General features: G+C 72.6%; 13 protein-coding genes. 6 read left to right on the top strand and 7 right to left on the bottom strand.

What is annotated here, in order from left to right:
• Positions 1–88: 88 nt before the first annotated feature.
• The 3 genes from larC to larE are packed head-to-tail and all read right to left on the bottom strand — an operon-like array spanning position 89 to position 2,848.
• Positions 89–1,351 carry a nickel pincer cofactor biosynthesis protein LarC gene (larC, locus tag ACQP2X_RS19690; RefSeq protein WP_498698995.1) on the bottom strand — a complete coding sequence of 421 codons (1,263 nt, stop codon included), beginning with the start codon at positions 1,349–1,351 and terminating at the stop codon, positions 89–91.
• Positions 1,348–2,016 (bottom strand): nickel pincer cofactor biosynthesis protein LarB, encoded by a 669-nt coding sequence (larB, locus tag ACQP2X_RS19685; RefSeq protein ID WP_498698993.1) that lies wholly within the window; start codon positions 2,014–2,016, stop codon positions 1,348–1,350. Before larB ends, larC begins: the two co-directional genes overlap by 4 nt.
• Positions 2,009–2,848 carry an ATP-dependent sacrificial sulfur transferase LarE gene (gene larE / locus ACQP2X_RS19680; RefSeq protein WP_498698991.1) on the bottom strand — a complete coding sequence of 280 codons (840 nt, stop codon included), beginning with the start codon at positions 2,846–2,848 and terminating at the stop codon, positions 2,009–2,011. The genes larB and larE overlap by 8 nt, the downstream gene beginning before the upstream one ends.
• A gap of 67 nt (positions 2,849–2,915) precedes the next feature.
• Here larE and ACQP2X_RS19675 point away from each other — a divergent pair, with 67 nt between their 5' ends.
• Positions 2,916–3,971, top strand: a complete 1,056-nt coding sequence (locus ACQP2X_RS19675) for a LacI family DNA-binding transcriptional regulator (RefSeq protein ID WP_498698989.1) — start codon at positions 2,916–2,918, stop codon at positions 3,969–3,971.
• Here ACQP2X_RS19675 and ACQP2X_RS19670 read toward each other — a convergent pair.
• A complete protein-coding gene (locus ACQP2X_RS19670; protein WP_498698987.1) occupies positions 3,884–5,101 on the bottom strand; it encodes a lactate racemase domain-containing protein in 1,218 nt (405 codons plus the stop codon). The two genes, ACQP2X_RS19675 and ACQP2X_RS19670, sit on opposite strands and share 88 nt — an antisense overlap.
• A 150-nt stretch (positions 5,102–5,251) precedes the next feature.
• On the opposite strand from ACQP2X_RS19670, the gene uxaC reads away from it, so the two are divergent.
• Both uxaC and ACQP2X_RS19660 read left to right on the top strand, forming a co-directional pair.
• On the top strand, positions 5,252–6,577 hold the full coding sequence (gene uxaC, locus ACQP2X_RS19665) for a glucuronate isomerase (RefSeq protein WP_498698983.1): 1,326 nt from the start codon (positions 5,252–5,254) through the stop codon (positions 6,575–6,577).
• On the top strand, positions 6,574–7,722 hold the full coding sequence (locus ACQP2X_RS19660) for a mannitol dehydrogenase family protein (RefSeq protein WP_498698981.1): 1,149 nt from the start codon (positions 6,574–6,576) through the stop codon (positions 7,720–7,722). The genes uxaC and ACQP2X_RS19660 overlap by 4 nt, the downstream gene beginning before the upstream one ends.
• Here the strand turns inward: ACQP2X_RS19660 and ACQP2X_RS19655 are convergent.
• Positions 7,709–8,944, bottom strand: a complete 1,236-nt coding sequence (locus tag ACQP2X_RS19655; protein WP_498698980.1) for an SGNH/GDSL hydrolase family protein — start codon at positions 8,942–8,944, stop codon at positions 7,709–7,711. The two genes, ACQP2X_RS19660 and ACQP2X_RS19655, sit on opposite strands and share 14 nt — an antisense overlap.
• A gap of 33 nt (positions 8,945–8,977) precedes the next feature.
• Positions 8,978–9,571: a hypothetical protein gene (locus tag ACQP2X_RS19650; protein WP_498698979.1), complete on the bottom strand. Its 594-nt coding sequence runs from the start codon at positions 9,569–9,571 to the stop codon at positions 8,978–8,980.
• 134 nt (positions 9,572–9,705) lie between these two features.
• On the opposite strand from ACQP2X_RS19650, the gene ACQP2X_RS19645 reads away from it, so the two are divergent.
• Entirely contained in the window at positions 9,706–13,710 is a 4,005-nt protein-coding gene (locus tag ACQP2X_RS19645) for a tetratricopeptide repeat protein (protein WP_498698977.1), read from the top strand.
• Here the strand turns inward: ACQP2X_RS19645 and ACQP2X_RS19640 are convergent, their stop codons facing one another.
• Complete coding sequence (locus tag ACQP2X_RS19640) at positions 13,711–15,138, bottom strand: Dyp-type peroxidase (protein WP_498698975.1); 1,428 nt, start codon at positions 15,136–15,138, stop codon at positions 13,711–13,713.
• A 186-nt stretch (positions 15,139–15,324) separates the two neighbouring features.
• On the opposite strand from ACQP2X_RS19640, the gene ACQP2X_RS19635 reads away from it, so the two are divergent.
• Entirely contained in the window at positions 15,325–18,102 is a 2,778-nt protein-coding gene (locus tag ACQP2X_RS19635) for a S8 family serine peptidase (RefSeq protein ID WP_498698974.1), read from the top strand.
• A 158-nt stretch (positions 18,103–18,260) separates the two neighbouring features.
• Complete coding sequence (locus ACQP2X_RS19630; RefSeq protein WP_498698972.1) at positions 18,261–21,056, top strand: S8 family serine peptidase; 2,796 nt, start codon at positions 18,261–18,263, stop codon at positions 21,054–21,056.
• Positions 21,057–21,116: the final 60 nt, after the last annotated feature.

Here is a 21,116-nt window from a genome sequence, read left to right as displayed (position 1 = left end):
CCCAGCTCGGCCCAGCGCGCGTCCTCGGCGTTGAGGACCGCCATCTCGTGGCGCACGATATCGACGGCGAGCGACGCCGCCTCGGATTTCACGCCCCGGCTGACCCGTCTGGCCGAGGCCCTGGTGCGGGGCTTGGAGTCGTCTCGGACCTGAGCTCGTCCGGCAGCGGCGCCCCGACCACCAGGCCGCCGGCCGCCGCGGCGGCGAGCGCCTCGTGCATCACGGCCCGCTCGGGTCGCCCCTGCCGGGCGGCCAGGGCGGCCACATCCGCGAACTCGGGCATGACCTGCACGATCATCCCGTCCAGGTGACCGATCTTGACGGGCACGCCGACGCCGCCGGTCTCGACCGGCACGAACAGCCGCGGAAGCGCGGTCTTGGCGCGCGGCGACTCCCGGACGCCCAGCGTGCTCGTGTCCCGGAAGATCAGGGTTCGCAGCGCGGCGACCGCCGACGGCTCGCAGAGCACGCTCAGCGTGTGCGCCGGTCGCCCCTTCTTCATCAGGATCGGCACCAGCCAGGCGTCCGAGGCGCCCGCGGCCATCAGCCCTTCGATCACGCCGGGCCACAACCGGGGATCCATGTCGTCCACGTTCGCCTCGAGGAGCACCGCCGGTCGGGTGGAGGCGACGGATTGCCGGCTCCCGAGGAAGATCCGGACGACGTTCGGCCGGCCCGGGGTGTCGCGGCCACCGGCGCCGACGCCGGTCGCCTCCAGGGTCATGGCCGGGAGGTCTTCGCAGCGCTCGGACAGGGCCCGGATGACGGCCATGCCGGTCGGCGTCGCGAGCTCGCCGGCGCCGCCGGAGCGGATCCGCCAGCCCCGGGACAGCTCGGCGACGGCCGGGGCGGGAACCGGCAGCTCGCCGTGTGCGGTACGCACCCGCCCGGAGCCGACCGCGACCTCCCCCGCCGAGACGGTGCCGACGCCGAGGTCGTCCAGGGCGGCGCACACCCCGACCACATCGGCGAGGGAGTCCAGGGCGCCGACCTCGTGGAAGTGCACGTCTTCGGCCGCGACACCGTGCACGACCGCCTCGGCTTCGGCCAGGCGCCCGAAGACGGCGACGGCCCGCGCGCGAACACCCGGCCGCAGATCAGCGGCCGAGAGCATCTCGCGGATCCCCCGCCACGTGCGATGGGGCGGGTCATCGGTCAGCGGGCGCACCTCCGCCTTGAGCGCTCGTAGCCCGGCCCTCGAGACGCCGCGCACGCCGATCTCCACCGATCCCGGGACCACCGCTTCGACGGCCGAACGAATCACATCGAGACCGGCCCCGGCATCGTGCAGGGCCGCGAGCAGCATGTCCCCCGCCACCCCGGCCGACGCGTCGATCCATGCGTGCCTCACGCCGGGGCGGCGATCTGTGCGGCGAGATGGCCGGCGCCGTAGCCGTTGTCGATGTTGACGACCGCGACGCCCGGCGCGCAGGCGTTGAGCATGGCCAACAGGGGGGCCAGGCCGCCGAAGGCCGCGCCGTAGCCCACCGAGGTCGGCAGGGCCACCACCGGCGCCGCGATCAGGCCGGCGACCACACTGGGCAGGGCACCGTCCATCCCGGCGGCCACCACGACGGCCCGGGCCCGGCGCAGCAGCGGGAGCTGGGCCAGCACCCTGTGCAGGCCCGCCACCCCGACGTCGACGACCAGTTCGGTCTCCCGGCCCAGATAGCGCGCGGTGTGCATCGCCTCCTTGGCGACCCGCAGGTCGGAGGTTCCGGCGGCGACCACCACGACCAGCCCACCCACCGGCGCGGGCGGCTCCGGCGGATGGGCCAGCAGGCCGGCGTCCGGGTCGTGGAAGGCGTCCGGCACCGCGCTCAGCACCGCCGAGGCGTGGTCCCCGCTCGCCCGCGTGAACAATGTGACGCCCTCTCCCCCACCCGCGGCGGCGATGGCCCGGACCTGCGCCGGTGTCTTTCCTTCGCAGTACACGGCCTCGGGGTAACCCCGCCTGGCGTAGCGCTCGGCGTCCAGCCTCGCGAAGTCCGCGAGCTTCTCGGCGGGGTCAGGCATGGGTGGCCGTGACCAGCGGAAGGGTGAAAGCCCCGGACTGGATGCCGGTGGCCAGGTCCAGCGCGGCGAACCGGAAGCCGGCGGCCACGATCGCGGCGTGGATGTCCTCGCGCAGCGTGGTGACGGCGCGGACCAGGTCGTCGGCGGGCAGTTCGACGCGGGCCACGTCGCCGTGGTGGCGTACCCGGAGATCGCCCAGGCCGAGGCCCCGCAGGGCCGACTCGGCGGCCTCGATCTGGGCCAGCTTCTCCCTGGTCACCGGGGTGAAGTGCGGGATGCGGGAGGCCAGGCAGGGCGCCGCCGGCTTGTCCGCGCTGGGCAGGCCGAACGCACGGGCCAGGCGGCGTACGGCCGCCTTGTCCAGACCCAGGTCGGCCAGGGGGCGCAGGACGCGATGGTCGGTGGCGGCGCGGCTGCCGGGACGGTCGGGGCGGCGGGCGTCGTCCGCGTTCTCGCCGTAGGCGACGGCGTCCAGGCCGTGCGCGGCCACCACCTCGTCGTCGATGCGGGTGAACAGTTCGTGCTTGCAGTGGAAGCAGCGGTCGGGGCCGTTGGCCTGATAGGCGGCCAGCTCACCCTCGTGGGTGCTGATCTCCACCACCGGAACCCCGATGTGCCCGGCGACCGTGTGCGCGCCGGCCCGCTCGTCCGCGGCCAGGCTCGGTGAGACGCCCAGGATCGCCACCACGTGGCCAGGACCGAGGACCCGGACGGCCAGCGCGAGCAGCACCGACGAGTCGACGCCGCCGGAGAAGGCCACCCCGAGCCGTCCGACACCGTCCAGCAGGCCGGTGATCCGCGCCACCACCTCCTCGGTGGGATGATCGTTCATGATCCTTATTTGATGCCCCTGGTGTGCGGGGCGGCAAGCGGTTGCCACATGTTGCGGGAGGTGTGTGGTGGCTGAGCGGGGGCCGACCATCTACGACGTGGCCCGGGCGGCGGGCGTCGCCGCCTCCACGGTGTCGCGGGCCTTCGCCCGGCCGGGACGGGTGAACTTCGAGACGGCGGAGCGGATCCGGCGGGTCGCGGCCGAGCTCGGCTACCGGGCTCATCCGCTCGTGCGGGAGCTGCCCTCCGGGCGTACCCGAATGATCGGTCTTGGTGTCGCCGACATCGGGAACCCGTTCTACACCGAGATCATCCGCGGGGCCCAGGACGCGGCCACCGAGGCCGGCTACACGCTCGTGCTGACCGACGCCCGCGAGTCGGGGGTGCGCGAGCGCGAGGCGCTGGAACGGGCCCTCACGGCCGTGGACGGGCTCGTGCTGGCCACCTCGCGCATGTCCGACTCGGCCATTCGCGCGCTCGCCAAACAGCGGCCCGTGGTGGTGCTCAACCGGGCGGTCGCCGATGTTCCCAGCGTCATCTCCGACAACCCCGATGGTGTACGCCAAGCCGTCGCTCACCTGAGCGGCCAGGGACATCGGGACATCACCTATCTGGCCGGGCCCGAGGCGTCGTGGGCGGACGGCATGCGCTGGCGCTCGCTGCGGGAGCTGGCCCCCGGCAGCCGGCGCCTGGGGCCGTACGCGCCGAGCGTGAAAGGAGGCGTGGAGGCGGCCGCCGACTTCGCGCGGCAGCCGGGCGGGGCCGTTCTCGCCTACAACGACGCGATGGCGATCGGGCTGATCCGCCGGCTCACGGCGATGGGGGCGCGTGTGCCAGGGGACGTGAGCGTGGTCAGCTTCGACAACATCGAGGCGGCCGAGCTGGTGACGCCCGCGCTGACGACCGTGGCGGCGCCGCTGCGCGCGATGGGGCGAACGGCCGTTAACAACGTGCTCGCCATCGCGAACGGCGCGGTACCGCGGACGATGGAGCCGATGCTTCTGCCCTCGCGGCTGATCGTCCGGCAGTCGACGGCTCAGCGCAGGCGGAACAGCACCTCGCCGGCCTGGGGCACGACGAACGCGTCCGGGTCGTCGAGGCGCACCGAGGCCGGGTCGAGATAGTCGAGGTTCGCGGCCCGTACGACGTCCTCGGGAATCCCCGTGGCCAGCGTGACCGTCACGCGCAGCCGTTCGCCCGCCACCGGGTCGTACGTGCCCGCCCCGCGCAGGTGGGTCGAGTGGGCCAGCACGCCCCAGTGATATCCCTTGAACTTGTCCCACTGCTTCAGGAAGTAGTCGCGGCAGTGGTAGCCGATCTTCTCGATCTCGGGGTGCATGGCCGCGATCCGGGTGATGTGCGGGGCGTACAGGATGACCTGGCCGCCGTCGGCCACGACCGGCTCCACCTTGTAGAAGCCCTTCGCGCCGGTCCACATGTCGTCGTACTTCGCGGGGATGATCGACAGGACCTTCGGGACAGGAGCGTCGAGATAGCGTACGTGGGTCTCGGCCGACACGTCCGCCGCCGCGGCCCACGCTTCCTCGGGCGAGCCCAGCGCCGCCGCGTGCAGGGCACCCGATCCCGACTGCACCACCAGGCAGAGCGCCAGCCGGCGGCTCGGGATGAGCGCCGCCGCCTGGTTGATGAGGGCCCGCACCGGGGTCACCCCGCGCGTGCCGATGATGGAGGCGCTGGTGATGAGCGCGCCCAGCCAGTGCGAGAAGTCGATGATCTCCTGACCGGCCACGCCCGGGAAGAAGTACTTGTTGCCGCCGGAGAAGCCGACCACCTCGTGCGGGAAGACCGGCCCGATCACCAGGCACACGTCGTGCTCGACGACGGCCCGGTTGAGCACCACGTCGACGTCCTGGCTCATCCGCCCCTCGGACAGCTCGGCCACCCGGGCCGCCGGGACGACCCCGATCGAGGTGAGCGCCGACGGCTGCCACCACTCGTGGTTGCGGACGTCGAAGCCCTCGTAAGGGCCGCCGAGGTGCGAAGTCAACTGTTCCTCGCTCATCGGCGCGTGGGTGCCGAGCGCGACCAGCACCGTGACGTGTGAGGCGCGCCCGTGCAGGGCCTCGTGCACCGCGGACAGCAGCATCGGCAGCGGGCAGCTCCGGGTGCCGTCCGGCACGATCACGCAGACGCTGCGGCCGTCGAGATCTTCCGAGGCGAGGGTACGCAGGACGTAGTCGCGCACGGCCGCGTCGTCCAGTGTCGCGTCCGGGCCGCCGAGGAGCTCGATCATGGTTCCACCCTGCGCCCGCCTGCCGCGACCTGGCAAGCGGACCGGGCAACACATGGCAACCGCTTGCGGTGCCCCTTCCGCGACGGAAGCCTCGACCTCATGGTGATGCGAGAGGACCGGTTGTTTCCGGCGGATCCAGCGGTACGTCCCGTGGCCCGGCGACTCTACGAGGCGGTCCGCGACCTGCCGATCATCTCGCCGCACGGCCACGTCGATCCGGAGATGCTGCTGGCCGACGAGCCGTTCACCGATCCCACGGCCCTGTTCATCACCCCCGACCACTACGTCACGCGCCTCCTGCACGCCGGCGGTGTCACGCTGGACCGGCTCGGCGTCGGCCAGGGGCCGGTGACGGCCGAGAAGTCGCGGGAGGCCTGGCGGCTGCTCTGCGCCAACTGGGCGCTGCTGCGCGGCACGCCCGTGCGGTACTGGCTGGAGACCGAGTTCGCCGACATCTACGGCATCACCGAGCGCCCCTCGGCGGCCAACGCGGACGACCTCTACGACCGGATCGCCGGTGCCGCCAAACGGCCTCAGGAGCTGCTCAACAGCTTCGGCATCGAGTTCCTGGCCACCACCGACGACCCGGCCGACGATCTCGCCCCGCACCGCGAACTGGCCCGGACCGTGAAGACCCGCGTCGCCCCCACGTTCCGCCCCGACGCCTATCTCGAACCGGCCCGCCCCGGCTGGGCCGAGAAGGTCGAGCGCCTCGGCGCCGCCGCCGGCACCGACGTCGCCCACTATCAGGGCTACCTGGCCGCCCTGGAGAACCGGCGCCGCTATTTCCAGGAGAACGGGGCGGTCTCGGCCGACCACAGCCACGCCGACGCCCGGGCCGAGCCCGTCGACAACCCGGACCGGCTCTACCAGAAGGCCCTGGCCGGCGAGATCTCGGCCGGGGAGGGCGCCGCGTTCCGCCGCCACATGATGCTGGAGATGGCCCGGATGTCGGCCGAGGACGGCCTCGTCATGACCCTGCACCCCGGCATTTTCCGCAACCATCACCCGCTGACCTTCCAGCGGTACGGCCCGGACACCGGCCATGACATCCCCACCACGGTCGAGTTCACCCGCGCCCTACAGCCCCTGCTGGCCCGGCACGGCACCGATCCCGGTTTCCACCTGGTGCTGTTCACCGTCGACGCCACGGTCTACAGCCGCGAGATCGCCCCGCTGGCCGGCTTCTACCCCTCGGTCTACGCGGGCGTGCCCTGGTGGTTCCTCGACAACCCGTCGGCCATCCGGCGCTTCCAGGAGTCGGTCACCGAGATCGCCGGGTTCAGCCGCCTGTCCGGTTTCATCGACGACACCCGCGCGCTCTGCTCGATCCCGGCCCGGCACGACATGTCCCGCCGCCTCGACGCCGGATATCTGGCCGACTTGGTGTGCACGCACCGCCTCGACGAGGACGAGGCAGTGGAAACGCTCACCGCCCTCGTCTCCGACCAGCCCCGGAAGGTCTTCAAGCTGTGATCGTCCACCTCGGACTCGGCAACTTCTTCCGCGCGCACCAGGCCTGGTACACGGCCGAGGCGAAGGACGGGTGGGGCATCGCCGCCTTCACCGGCCGCTCGGCGCAGGCTCCGGAGCCCCGCTACAAGCTCGTCACGCGGGGGCCGGAGACCGACGAGATCTCCTGGCCGGACGCGATCCGCGAGACCCATCCGGGCACCGACCGGTCCGCGTGGGAACGGCTGCTCGCCCAGCGGGAGACGGCCATCGTCACCCTCACGGTCACCGAGAAGGCCTACGCCGGCGCGGACGTGCCCGACCGTCTCGTAGCGGGCCTCGCAACCCGGCGGGACGCGAAGGGCGGCCCGATCGCGATCGTCCCCTGCGACAACCTGCCCGGCAACGGCGAGGTGACCCGTCGTGTGGTCGTCGAGGCGGCCCGCCGCGCCGACGTCGCCCTGGCCGGCTGGATCGAGGAGAACGTCTCCTTCGTGTCCACGATGGTCGACCGCATCACGCCGGCCTCGACGCCGCCGGAGGTGGTCACCGAGCCGTACCACGAGTGGGTCCTCCAGGGCGCCTTCCCGGCCGGCCGGCCCGCCTGGGACGTCGTGGGCGCCCGCTTCGTCGACGACGTGCTGCCCCACGAGCAGCGCAAGCTGTGGTTGCTCAACGGCGGCCATTCGCTTCTGGCGTACGTGGGAAGCGCGCGCGGGCTGACGACGGTGGCCGAGGCCGTGGACGACCCGGAGTGCCGCGCCCTGCTCGAGACCTGGTGGGACGAGGCGGCCGCGGCGCTCCCGCTGCCCGCCGCCGAGATCCGCGCCTATCGGGCCGCGCTGGTCGAGCGCTGGGAGAACGCCCGCATCCGGCATCTCCTGGCGCAGATCGCCATGGACGGCTCCCAGAAGATCCCGATCCGTGTCCTGCCCGTGCTGCGGCACGCCCGCGAGCGGGGTGGCATGCCGCTCGGCGCCGTCGGCATCCTGGCCGCCTGGCGCCGCCACCTGCACGGCGCCGGCGCCCCGGTCGACGACGCCGGCGCGGCCCGCTTCGCGGCGGCCACCACCGCGCGTGAGCTGCTCGGCCTGCTCGACCCCGCGCTCGCCGCCGACGACGACCTCGTGGCCGCCGTCGACGCCGAATCGCGGATCAGCTCACGCTGATCGTTCCGCTCGGGGAGCGGGTGCAGCGGACCGAGGCGGACGCCGTGGCCGCGGCGCCCGACAGGCACTGGGCCAGGACGGCGTGGCCGGCCGCGTTCGGGTGCCAGGACTCCTGGCAGGTCTGGAAGTACGTGACGCAGGCATTGGCGATCCGCTGGATGTCGAGCTTGTCGCGGCCGGCCAGGTCGGTCAGGAACACGCCGGTCGGGCCGTCCTGCAAGCGGATCGGGGTCGCCAGCGCGGTGCCCGGACTGCCCGCCCGCTCGCACAACCGGGCCCCGTCGAAGGCCGACTGCACGTTCAGATAAACCAGGTCGTCGCCCGGGAACTCGGCGCTGACCGTGCCGTGCACACCGGCCACCAGCGTGCCCAGGCCGGCCGAGAACGTGTGCCCCGGTCCCAGACTGGCCCGGTGGATCGGGCAGCCCGCCCGATAGCGCTCGGCGCCCAGCGCCCGGAACTTGTCCCGGTCGTCGGCCCGCCCGTCCTCCTCGTGCAGACTGCTCTCGAGCTCGGTCGGCAGCGGGTTCGTGTAGTCCTGGAAGACCACGCGATGGACCCCGTCCGCGTCGATCTCGTCGAGCGTCCGCAGGATGGCCCGGACCGCCGCGACCGTCTCGGCCTCGGCCGCCGCCAGCTGGGCCGGCGTGGCCAGGTCGCCCGCCGCGCACGGCTCCTGCGGCACCGGCCCGCCCAGGTAGGCCCAGAACTCCCACCACCCGGTCCACGCGTCGGCCACGAACCGGTTGGCGCACTTCACCGCCACGTCGCCGAAGGTGAACGACGAGTTGTTCGAGCCCAGCCCGATCAGCACCAGGTCGATGTCGTGGGTGCGGCCCACCGCCCGCAGCTGGTCGAGCTGGGAGGCCACCGTGCGGCCCTTCTCGCGGGCGCTCGACGCGGCCGCGATGTCGGCCGGCTGCCCACCGGAGCAGGCCAGGTTGAAGCGGTCCTGTATGCCCGGCAGGCCGGCCTTCAGCAGCGAGGCGTTGGCTGAGCGATGACAGAAGAACGCGTTGCTGTTGGCCGCCGACCACCCCGGGAAGGCTTGCGCCTGCCCGGAGGCGTCGACGACGGGCTGGTAGTTGCCGGCGCCCTCGCCGCTGATGAAGCTGTCGCCGAGGGCGACGGCGGCGGTCGGCAGCGCGGCCCGCGCGGGGGCCTGGATCAGCAGGAGGGGAAGGAGGGCGAGGACAGCGGGGACGGCGAATCGGCGCCACATGCCCTCGATCGGATCACGTTGGTTAGACGAACGTCAATCCTTGCAGAGCGAGTCGCAGGCGCCGAGTGGGATGACCACGTCGGCGCTGTCGCGCTCGGCCGGCCAGAAGCCGTCGAGGCTGACGGCCACCCACGGCCCGGCCGGCGGCCGGCTCCAGTTCAGCCGGAACTCGCCGTAGTAGTCCACGTCCTTGCTGACCTCGGCCGTGTCGACCTGCGGGCTCCAGTAGCGGGTGGACAGCACGTACTTACCGTGGTCGCGGCCCGGGAAGCTCATCGTGCCGGGCGTGCGGGAGACGGTGATCATCTCGTCCAGCACGACGGTCTCGGGCTCGGGCACGTCGAGCGACGGCACGCCCTCGTCGGGGACGACCTCGGCCAGCCGGTCGGAGAAGGCGTCGGGCTGGAACGGCTTGCCGTCCAGGCTCAGGCCCGTGTGCCAGGCCGCACCCTCGCGCTTGGGCGGCGGCGACGCGGCCAGCACGCGACGGTACAGAGCGGACGGTGGATTGCTTTCCGCGATCGGCGGGGCGTACGGATAGTCCAGCGGAGAACCGAAGGCGAATCGTAGGGAGTGGACGCACGCGCCGAGGAGCTCGAAAGCGACGTCACTGAGCGGCTGACTCATGTCCGGGTCCCCTCAAGATCGACAGGTGATGAAAAGGACATTGACGAAAATGTCGAAATAGACGAAATTGGCGAGGCTGGCGGCACGAACAACCCAAGAACGAGCCGAGCGAACCCGACAGTAGGATCCGAAGGGTGGCGGCACAAGGCGTGACCGAGGAGCCCCCGGTTACCCCCTCGTCACAGATCGTGAGCGAACTGGCCGCGACCTGGCGTTCCTACCTGCCCGACTACGCCCTTCGGCTGCGCGTGGCGACCGAGAGTGTCAGCAATCCGCCAATCACCCAGAGTGCCCAGGCCGTGGTCCTGTTCGCCGACGTCGTGGGCTTCACCGCGATGACGGAGAGTTTCGCCGGCTCCGGCGCGTACGGCACCGAGCAGCTCACCCGGATCATCAACCGCTGGTTCGGGCTGACCGCCGACACCATCGCCCGCTCCGGCGGCAGCGTGGTCGACTTCGCCGGCGACGCCCTGGTCGGCGCCTTCCTGCACACGCACGGGGACGCCGCCGAGGTCGCCCGCCGGGCCATCGAGTGCGCCGAGCTGATCCGGGCCGCCACGGCCGCGGTGGCGCCGGTCGACACCCCGGACGGCCCGCGCTCGCTGACCATCCGCATCGGACTGGCCGGCGGCCCTCTGCAGGTGATGCTGGTCGGCGATCCCGCGATCCGGCTCCAGCACCTGATCGCCGGACCGGCGCTGGACGACGCGATCGTCGCACTGCACCGGGCGGGGCAGGGCGAGATCGTCGCCGACGAGGCGCTGCGCCGGGCGGCCGGCGCCGCGGCCGACCGCGCGGCCGGTGGGAGCCCGCCACCGCCGGCGCCGGCCGGCGCCGAGCTCGAACGGCTGCTGAAGCCGTTCCTGCACCCGGCGATCCGGCAACGGCTGCGCTCGGGCCGCCACGAGCTGGTCAACGAGCACCGCAAGGTGACCACGGCCTTCGTCCGCCTGCCCGACCTGTCGGCCGACGATCCCGGCACGGTCCAGGCCCTGCAGGACTACCTGGCGGCCGGAGTCGCGATCATCGACCAGTACGAGGGCCACCTGCGCCACCTGATGGCCGACGACAAGGGCACCGTGCTGGTCGCCGTCTTCGGCACCCCGGTCAGCCACGAGGACGACGAGGAACGCGCGCTGCGCTGCTGCCTGGAGCTGCTGGCGCTGCCCGGCGGCCCGTACCGGGGCGGGGTGACCACCGGGCCGGTCTACTGCGGCGAGGTCGGCTCCGACGTGCGCCGCGAGTACGCGGTCGTGGGCGACGCGGTCAACCTGGCGGCCCGGCTCATGCAGGCGGCGCCCCACCGGCGCCTGCTGATCGACCAGGCGACGTACGAGCGGACCCGCGATCTTCTCATCGCCGACGGGCCCCGGTTCGTGACCGCCAAGGGCAAGGCCGAGCCCGTCCCGGCCTGGAGCGTCGTCGAGGTGTACGAGGCGCCGGCCCCGTTGCCGTCGCCCGCGCCCGGCCCGGTGGTCGGCCGGTCGGGCGAGCTGGCCCTGCTCGAGCGCGTCGTGCGCGAGGTGCACGCCGGCACCGGCCGCGTGGTGTGGCTGCACGGCGAGGCCGGCATCGGCAAGTCCCGGCTCGCCGCCGAGACGTGCCGGCTCACCGGCGAGCTCGGCTTCACCGGCTACGGCGACAGCTGCCGCTCGCACGGCACCAGCGCCAGCTATCTGGTCTGGCGCTCGATCTGGCGTGAGCTGCTCGAGATCGCCCCGGAGCTGCCGATCGACGAGCAGCGCCGGCTGCTCACCGAGCGCAGCGCCCGCTACGACGGCAGCGGCCAGCGGGCGCCCCTGCTCGCGGCCGTCATCAACCTGCCGATGGAGGACACCGAGCTCACCGCTCAGCTCGACGCCGCCGGCCGCGACCACCTGCTGCGCTCGACGCTGTTGGCCTGCCTGTTCGACCGGGCCACGACCGAGCCGCTGATCCTGCTGCTGGAGGACTGCCACTGGATCGACCCGGCCTCGCTGACCCTGCTCGACCTCATCTCGCGGCACATCGCCGACGTTCCCGTGCTGATCCTGGCCACCTCGCGGGAGCCGTTGCCGTACCGGCTGAGCGGGCGCGACCAGGTGATCGACCTGCAATTGACGTCGATGACCGACGACGACGCCGACCGGCTGACCCGGCTGCGGCTGCGGGAGCGGTACGGGCCGGGCACGCTGATCTCGCCCAGCCTGGTCCGCCGGCTGCGCGAGCAGACCGGCGGCAACGCCTTCTACATCGAGGAGCTGGTCAGCTACCTGCACCTCAACGGCGTCGACCCGGGCGATCCGGGCGCGCTGGCCGAGCTGCATCCGCCGGGCAGCCTGCAACGGCTCGTGATGGCCCGCATCGACCAGCTCACCGACGCCGAGAAGGCGGCCATCAAGGTGGCCAGCGTGATCGGGCGGCGGTTCCGGCCGCCGTGGATCCATTCGGTCTATCCGCCCGCCGGCACGCGCCGCCAGGTCACCAACAGCCTGCGGCGCCTGCACAACCTCGATCTGACCCCGCAGGTCGAGCCCGAGCCGGAGCCGGAGTACGAGTTCAAGCACCCGATCACCCAGGAGACGGCCTACCAGAGCATCACGTACGACACCAGGTCCACCCTGCACGAACGGGTGGGCCTGTTCATCGAGCAGTCCTTCCCCGACCGCCTTCCGCAGTACGTGGACGTGCTGGCGTTCCACTACGCGCGCACCGGGCGCGTGGACAAGCAACGGTTCTGGTACCGGGCGGCCGGCGACCGGGCCAAGGCCATCTTCGCCAACGAGGCCGCCACGTACTACTACGGCCGTCTGCTCCCCCTGCTGCCCCGGGCCGAGCAGGCCGAGCTGCACATCGAGATCGGGGCCGTGCACCAGCACACCGGCGAGTGGGCCGAGGCCGAGGACCACTACCGCCGGGCCATGCTGGTGGCCGGGGCCACCGGCCGCGCCGACATCGTCGCGGCCGGCCAGCGCCAACTGGGCGACCTGCTGATGTACACCCATTCGTACGCAGAGTCGGTGACCTGGCTGGAGCGGGCGATCGCCGGCTTCGAGAAGCTCGGCGACGAGGCCGGCCTGTCCCGCACGATGGACCGGCTGACCTTCGCGCTCTATCGCCAGGGTGCCTATCCCGAGGCCCTCGCCATGGCCGAGCGCCACCTCGCCCTGGCCACCCGGCACCAGGACCTGTCGGCCATGAGCGCCGCCCTCGGCCACATCGGCCTCGTGCACCTCAACAGCGGCCGCCTCGAGGAAGCGCTCGACAACCTGCGCCGCTCGCTCGCCTCGGCCGACCGGGCCGGCGACCGCCACCGCATCCTGCACACCGCCGGAAACCTCGGCTGGGCCGCGATGCGCGCCCGCGACCACGCGCAGGCCATCGCCTCCTATCGGCAGGCCATGGAGGTGGCCCGCGAGATCGGGGCCCGGCACGAGGCCAACGTCCTCGTCGGCAACATCGGCGAGATCTACCGCAAGGAGGGCGACTACGCCCGGGCCCGCAAGTGCTCGATGCGCTCGCTGCGGGTGGCGGTCGAGCTGCGCGACACCTCCAGCATGGCCGACCAGGTGGCCGAACTGGCCGCGATCACCGCCGGCGAGGGCCACCCGGGCGAGGCGCAACGGCTGCTGGAACGGGCCATCGAGATGGCCCGCGAGCTGGACGCGCCGTACTTCCTCTGCGACTGGCTGCACCGGCTGGCCCGTCTGCACCTGGCCGAGGACCGCACGGCGGTGGCCGAGCGGCTCAACAGCGAGGCGCTGCGGGTGGCCGAGGAGCACGGCGAGCAGGACACGCTGGTCAGTGCCTTCATCATGTCGGTGCGCCTGCGGGCCGTGGCCGGCGAGATCGACGCCGCCCGCGCAGCCGACATGCTGCGCGAGGCGGCCACGCGGTGGACCGAGCCGCACGAGCGGGCCGCCGTGCTGGACGCGGTGTGGCAGGCCGACCCCGAGGACACAGCGGCCCGCGACACGGCGGCCGAGATCTACCAAACGCTCTACCGGCGGGCGCCCAGCGTCGACTACCGCGAGGCGTACCGCCGGCTCACCGGCACCCTGCTGCCGCCCGGCCCGATCCTGCCCGAGCTGCCGGACTGGATCGCGGCCGACGACGGCGCCGACCTCGACGCGCTGCTGAGCCAGGCCGAGCGGGCCTGATCAGCCGATCGGCGCCTCCCCCGCGAGCTGCTTGAGGGCGGGCAGGGTGGGCGCGAAGGCGTACACACACCCGGTCGTCGTGACGAAGCCCCCGAACGCCTGGCGCGGAATGCGGTCGACCACCTCCTGCGGCAGGCGCTCGCGAGCCTGCTGCTCGCTCAGGCCCACGACCGGGTCGAGGCCGTCGATCCGGTCCTTGTCGGCCAGACTCCGGCCGTACGCGTTGAGGGCGGTGGTCGGGAACTTCGGCTCGTTCGCCCAGTGGCGCAGGAGGAACTCGAACTGGTCCTCGATGCTGGCCACGTAGGCGTTGAACAGGATGCCGCGCTCCCGGTCGTCGGGCCGCTCCCGGTCGAAGGCGGGCCCGAACGTGATGCCCCGGCGCAGCATCTTGTGGCCGCGGTCGCGGAACACGTCGTCCTCACGCGGGTTCATCTTGCGGATGTGCGCGTAGAGCGGGGTGTGCCGGCCCGCCTCGTCGTCGCCGTAGGTGAAGCCGTTCTGGTCCTCCGGTGTGGCGCCCGGCTCGAGCGGGGCGCCGTCGAGGGACCGGCCCAGCGCCTTGGCCGCGGCCGAGTCGGCCTCGGCGCCGCTGCCGCCCATCCGCCGCCACCAGCCGGCCGCGTCCTGGTTCATCCGGCGGAACACCTGGAAGGAACCGCCGCGCATCCAGGACGCCGCCGTCGGCCGGGGCGCCCAGTTCTGCGGGCGGCGCTCGCCCGGATAGCCCAGCACGAACTCGCCCGGCGCGATGACCGTGCCGCTCTGTTCGGGGTCGCTGAAGCCGCGCACGCCGGGCTGCGAGATGCCGTCGGCGAACCCGAAGTGCTCGACCCGCCGGTTGCCACCGTTGCGCCGCACCTCGCCCTGCTCGGACCAGAGCACCTCCAGGCCCGCGTCCTCGGCCCGGCGCCGCTCGTCGCGCAGCGCGCCGCGGATCGTCTCCTCGTCGTCGGCGGCCAGGGTCAGCAGCGCGTCGACCGGCGCGCCGGAGGGCTTGCCGACGACCCAGTTCGCGGGATCGCTGTCGCCGGTGTCGCCGAGCAGGGCCGGCGCCGTCGTGAGCCGCCCGTCGGGGTCGACCCGGGTGCCGAGCGGGCCGCGCCAGAACGCGTCGAACGGCGCCAGGTCGGCCGCCACCTCCTGGTGCAGCAGGGTCAGGCCGGTGGCGGTCAGCCCGACGTTCAGCAGCACGGCCGACTGCCTGAGCCGCCGGCCGCGGCGGGCCCGCCCCCGGCCCTCGTCGTCGCCGTCGAGCGCCCGCTCGACGTCGTCGGTGCCCGCCACCCGGCCGGCGGCCTCGCGCAGCCAGGCGCGGGCGCCGGGCCGGTCGTTGCGGAAGGACAGGGTCACGAAGGCCTGGTACCGGCCGCCGAAGGGCAGCAGGATGTTGCCCTGGATCTTCGGTGCATCGGCAAGGATCGCCACGGTCGTCTCCTTCTGAGAGATCTGCACACCGGAGGATGCCGTAGATGATCGCCGTTTCCGCCCCGGTGTCCTAAATCTGCCAGCGGCATTCCCGTCCCGATCGGCCGTTCGGACGAGGTGGGGTCCACCGTTTTCCGGTGGAGTGCGGGCGGCATACGTCCGATCGACAACCCCGTGGCCTACCGAATGAAGACTGCAGCCGCCGCGGCCCTCGCGACCGCCTCGCTGACCGCCGTCACCGCCGCGCCGGCTCTCGCCGCCGCGCCCGTTGAGACGAACCCGTCCTCGCTGGTAGTCGGACTGCGCAGCGACAGCGCCGCGGCCTCCACCGTGAGCGCCCTCGACGCCGACCCCGATGTCAGCGTGCTGAGCAGCACCGCCCGTCCGTCGCTGGACGCGGTCACCGTCACCGTCCCGGCCGCCGACAGCGCCGACGCGATCGCCGCGCTGCGGGCCAACCCGAACGTGACCTACGTCGAGCCGAAGGTGCAGGCGTCGATCGTCAGCACGGCCGCGCCGAACGACACCTACTACGCGCAGCAGTGGGGTCTCAGCAAGATCAAGGCGCCGGCCGCGTGGGCGTCCACGACCGGCGGCGGCGTCGTGGTCGCGGTGGTCGACACCGGCGTCACCACGACCACCGAGCTCACCGGCCGGGTGCTGGCCGGCTACGACTTCGTCAACAACGACAGCGACCCGTCCGACGACAACGGACACGGCACCCGGTCGGCCTCGGTCATCGCGGCCAAGGGCGACAACGCGGCCGGCATCGCCGGCGTCTGCTGGGACTGCAAGATCCTGCCGGTGAAGGTGATGGGCGCCGACGGCAAGGGCTCGTCCGACGTCATCGCCCAGGGCATCGTCTACGCGGTCGACCACGGCGCCGCCGTCGTCAACCTCTCGCTGGGCTCGGACACCGAGACCCAGGTCCTCGCGGACGCCGTGAAGTACGCGGCCGACCACAACGTCGTCGTGGTGGCCTCGGCCGGCAACGACGGCGTGACGACCCGCTTCTACCCGGCCGCCTACACCGAGGCCATCGCCGTGGCCGGATCCGACACCACCGACGGCCGCTACAGCTGGTCGAACTACAACAGCGCCGACGACCCGTGGGTCGACCTGGCCGCACCGGGCGCCAATTACGCGCAGGGCCCCACCTTCGCCTACGGCTGGTTCGTGGGCACCAGCTCGGCCGGCCCGGTCGTGGCCGGTGTGGCCGCGCTGGCCCGCGCGGCCAAGCCGGCCGCGACGGCCGCACAGATCCGGGCCGCCATGGAGAGCCAGGCCGACCCGGTCGGCTCCTGGGTCGCCAAGGGCCGCGTCGACGCCGAGGGCACCCTGCAGAAGCTGGTCACCGGCGCCTCGGCCGCCCCGTCGGCCTCGTTCGGCGGTCTGGTCTCGCCGGCCGCCGGCATCGTCACGGTCGGCCTGAACGACCCGTCGGACGACACCGTCAAGATGGAGATCCTGGTCGCCGACAAGCCCGTCGCGACGGCCACGGAGTCCCCGTGGACGATCGACTGGGACACCACCGGCCTCACCGGCTCCAAGGCGGTCAAGGTGCGCGTCACCGACAGCGCCGGCAACGTGACCACCTCCCCCGCCCGCACCGTCGTGTTCGACAACACCGGTCCGGTCCTGAAGTGGGTCGCCCCGGCCGCCACCGCGGCCCTGCGCGGCACCGTCACCGTCACCGCGACCGCCACCGACACCAACGGCGTCGCCACCGTCGAGCTCTACGCCGGTGACGAGCTCATCGCCGAGGACCTGACCTCGCCGTACGCCATGACGGTGGACACGGCCACGCTGGAGCCCAGCCAGGCGCTGAGCCTGCGCGCGGTCGACAAGCTCGGCAACATCACCACCATCGCCCGCACCGTCACCGTCGACAACGAGGCGCCGACCGTCGACCTGACCCTGCCGGACGCCCTGCGCGGCAGCGTCAAGCTCACCCCCGACGTCGCCGACAACGTGGCCGTCAAGCAGGTCAAGGCCGTCGTCACCGACAGCACGGGCAAGGCCGTGACCACGCTCAGCGCCACCAAGGCGCCGTGGACCCTGTCCTGGAACACCGGCAAGCTCAGCGGCGAGTACAAGATCGCCCTGACCGCGACCGACTCCACCGGCAACAGCACCACGGCCGACTTCACCGCGAACGTCGACAACGCGGCGCCGTCCGCGGCGGCCACCGTGCCGGCCGCGGTCGCCGGGCCGGTCACGGTCGAGCTCAGCGCGCCGTCCGACGACACCGCGAAGATGGAGCTGCTGGTCAACAACCGGGTCGCCGAGACCGTCGAGTCGGCCCCGTGGTCGATCGAGTGGACGCCGGCCGGCGCCGGGTCGTACACCCTGGTCGTCCGCACCACCGACACCGCCGGGAACGTCGCCTCCACGACCCGCAAGGTCACTGTCGACACGACCGGCCCGAAGATCACCTGGTCCGGGCCGGCGGCGACGGCGCTGCTGCGCGGCACGGCCACCGTGACCACGGCCGTCACCGACCCGGCCGGGGTGGCCAAGGTCGAGCTGCTGGCCGACGGCGAGGTCGTGGGCGAGGACACCACCGCCCCGTACGCCATCGCGGTCGACACCACCGAGTTGGCCGCGAGCCAGGAGCTCGAGCTGCGGGCGACCGACAAGCTCGGCAACACCTCGACCCTGACCCGCACCTACGCGGTCGACAACGAGGCCCCCACGGCCGAGCTGACCCTGGCCGGCCCGCTCACGGGCTCGGTGAAGCTCACCCCCGAGGTCGCCGACAACGTCGGGGTCAAGCAGGTCAAGGCGGTCGTCACCGACAGCGCCGGCAAGACGGTCACCACCGTCACCTCCACCCGGAGCCCGTGGACGATCGCCTGGAGCACGGGCAAGCTGACCGGCGAGTACACGATCACGCTGACCGTGACCGACAAGGCCGGCAACACCGGCACCTGGACGGGCACGGCCGAGGTGGCCAACGGCTGACACCCGCACCGCACCACAGCGCCGCCCGGGATGCTCTCATCCCGGGCGGCGCTCGTTCGTTCGGCCGATACGGCGCCACCCGTTCCGCGCCGTGGTCCGGCCGATTTGTGCACGCGTAGGGCCGCCGCCCGCCGATCGACAACCTCGTGGCCTACCGAATGAAGACTGCAGCCGCCGCGGCCCTCGCGACCGCCTCGCTGACCGCCGTCACCGCCGCGCCGGCTCTCGCCGCCGCGCCCGCTGAGACGAACCCGTCCTCGCTGGTAGTCGGACTGCGCAGCGACAGCGCCGCGGCCACCACCGTGAGCGCCCTCGACGCCGAGCCCGGCGTCGACGTGCTGAGCAGCTCCACCACCCCCGCCCTGGACAGCCTGACCGTGACGGTGCCGGCCGGCGACCGGGCCGAGGCCGTCGAGGCCCTGCGGGACGACCCGAACGTCACCTACGTCGAGTCCAAGGCCGTCGCCTCGGTCGTCTCCACCGCCGTCCCGAACGACCCCAGCTACCCGTCCCAGTGGGGCCTCTCGAAGATCAAGGCGCCCGGCGCCTGGGCCTTCACGACCGGCGACGACGTCGTGGTGGCCGTGGTCGACACCGGCGTCAGCGCGATCAGCGAGCTCTCCGGGCGGCTGCTGCCCGGCTACGACTTCGTCAACAACGACTCCAGCCCGGTCGACGACAACGGGCACGGCACGAAGGCCGCCTCGGTCATCGCGGCCAAGGGCGACAACGCCACCGGTGTCGCCGGCGTCTGCTGGACCTGCAAGATCCTTCCGGTCAAGGCGATGGGCGCCGACGGCAAGGGCACCACCGACGTCATCGCCAAGGGCATCGTCTACGCCGTCGACCACAACGCCGACGTCATCAACCTCTCGCTCGGCACCGCCACCGACACCCAGGTGGTACGCGACGCCGTGGCGTACGCCGCCTCGAAGGACGTCGTCGTCATCGCGTCCGCCGGCAACGACGGCGTGACCAGCCCGTTCTACCCGGCCGCGGTGCCGTCCGCGATCGCCGTGGCCGGCTCGGACACCAGCGACCTGCGCTACAGCTGGTCGAACTACAACGGCGCGAGCAACCCGTGGGTCGACGTGGCCGCCCCGGGCCAGAACTACGCGCAGGGCACCGACAACAAGTTCTACTGGTACGCGGGCACCAGCTCGGCCGGCCCGGTCGTGGCCGGCGTCGCCGCGCTGGCCCGCGCGGCCAAGCCGTCGGCCACCGCCGAGCAGGTCCGCGCCGCCGTCGAGGGCACCACCGACCCGGTCGGCTCGTGGGTCGCCAACGGCCGCGTCAACGCCGAGAACGCCGTGAAGGCCATCACCGGCGGGGTCCTGCCCGCGCCGGTGGTCAAGGACACCACTCCCCCGTCGGCCGCCTTCAGCATCGCCTCGACGGCCGGCGGCGTCGTCCCGGTCGCCCTGACCGACCCGTCCGGCGACACCGCCCGCATGGAGCTGTTCGTCGCCGACAAGCTGGTCGCCACGGCCACCTCGGCGCCATGGAGCATCGACTGGGACACGGCCGGGCTCAGCGGCCAGAAGGCGGTGAAGGTGCGCGTCACCGACACCTCGGGCAACGTGACCACCGCGGCCAGCGTCCCCGTCAAGATCGACAACCTGGGCCCGGCCCTCAAGTGGGTCGCCCCGGCGGCCAAGGGCAGCATGCGCGGCACCGTCGTGGTGACCGCGACCGCCTCCGACCCCAGCGGTGTCACCTCGGTCGAGGTGCTGGCCGGGGGCCAGGTCATCGGGGCCGACGACACCGCGCCGTACGCCATCGACGTCGACACCACCACCCTGGCCAGCGGCGACACCGTGACGCTGCGGTCCACCGACACGCTGGGCAACGAGAGCGCCATCGCCCGCGCCTTCACCCTGGACAACACCGCGCCCACCGTCGAGATCTCGGTGCCCGAAATCCTCAAGGGCGCCGTGAAGATCACCCCGACCGTCGACGACGACGTGGCGGTCAAGCAGGTCAAGGGCGTAGTCACCGACGACAACGGCAAGGTGCTGGCCACCGTGGTCTCCAACAAGGCCCCGTGGACGCTGGCCTGGACCACCGGCAAGCTCGCGGGCGACTACAAGCTCGACGTGACGGCGTTCGACACCACCGGCAACACCACGACGGCCTCGACCACGGTGACCGTGGACAACGCGGCCCCGTCGGCCGCCGCCGACGTGCCGGCCGCGACCGGCGGCCCGGTCACGGTCGCGCTGAGCGACCCGTCGGGCGACACCGCCAGGATGGAGCTGCTCCTCAACGGCAAGGTGATCCAGACGATCGAGTCGGCGCCGTGGTCCATCGAGTGGACGCCGGCCGTCTCCATGACGTACGCCCTGGGTGTGCGCACCACCGACGCCGTCGGCAACAGCGCCACCACCACCCGCAAGGTCGTGGCCGACCTGGCCGGTCCGCGGATCGCCTGGCCCACCCCGATCGCGTCGGCCCCGCTGCGCGGCACGGTGACGGCGAACGCGACCGCCACCGACCCGTCCGGCGTCGCGTCGGTCGAGCTGCTCGCCGGCGACCAGGTCATCGGCGAGGACACCACCGGCCCGTACGCCATCGAGGTCGACACCACCACGCTGGAGGCCACCCAGGTCCTGACCCTGCGGGCGACCGACAAGCTGGGCAACGTCAGCACGCTGAGCCGCACGTTCACCGTCGACAACGAGGCCCCGGTCATCGACATCGCACTGCCGGGCACCGTGACCGGGCTGGTCAAGCTCACGCCCACGGTCGAGGACAACGGCGGCCTCAAGCAGGTCAAGCTGGTCGTCACCCGGGACGGCAAGGTCGTCAACACCGTGTCGGCGACCAAGGCGCCGTGGACCCTGCTCTGGAACACCACCAGCCTCAACGGCACCTACACCCTGACGGCGACCGCCACCGACAAGGCCGGCAACACGGCCTCCTGGACCGGCGACGCCACCGTCACCAAACGCTGATCATCGGCAGTGACGCGGCCCGGGAGGTTCTCCCGGGCCGCGTTGTTTCTCCGTAATCAC

The organism is Actinoplanes sp. CA-131856 (assembly GCF_050956135.1).
In the GTDB taxonomy this organism is placed as follows: Bacteria; Actinomycetota; Actinomycetes; order Mycobacteriales; family Micromonosporaceae; genus Actinoplanes.
Note: the sequence above shows the minus strand (reverse complement) of the source record. Positions and strands in the feature narration are given on the sequence as shown.

Coding starts and splice junctions, on each gene's coding strand:
- ACQP2X_RS19650 (WP_498698979.1), bottom strand. CDS start 9,571: ATGAGTCAGCCGCTCAGTGACGTCGCTTTCGAGCTCCTCGGCGCGTGC.
- ACQP2X_RS19635 (WP_498698974.1), top strand. CDS start 15,325: ATGAAGACTGCAGCCGCCGCGGCCCTCGCGACCGCCTCGCTGACCGCC.
- larE (WP_498698991.1), bottom strand. CDS start 2,848: ATGAACGATCATCCCACCGAGGAGGTGGTGGCGCGGATCACCGGCCTG.
- larB (WP_498698993.1), bottom strand. CDS start 2,016: ATGCCTGACCCCGCCGAGAAGCTCGCGGACTTCGCGAGGCTGGACGCC.
- ACQP2X_RS19655 (WP_498698980.1), bottom strand. CDS start 8,944: ATGTGGCGCCGATTCGCCGTCCCCGCTGTCCTCGCCCTCCTTCCCCTC.
- ACQP2X_RS19670 (WP_498698987.1), bottom strand. CDS start 5,101: ATGATCGAGCTCCTCGGCGGCCCGGACGCGACACTGGACGACGCGGCC.
- ACQP2X_RS19630 (WP_498698972.1), top strand. CDS start 18,261: ATGAAGACTGCAGCCGCCGCGGCCCTCGCGACCGCCTCGCTGACCGCC.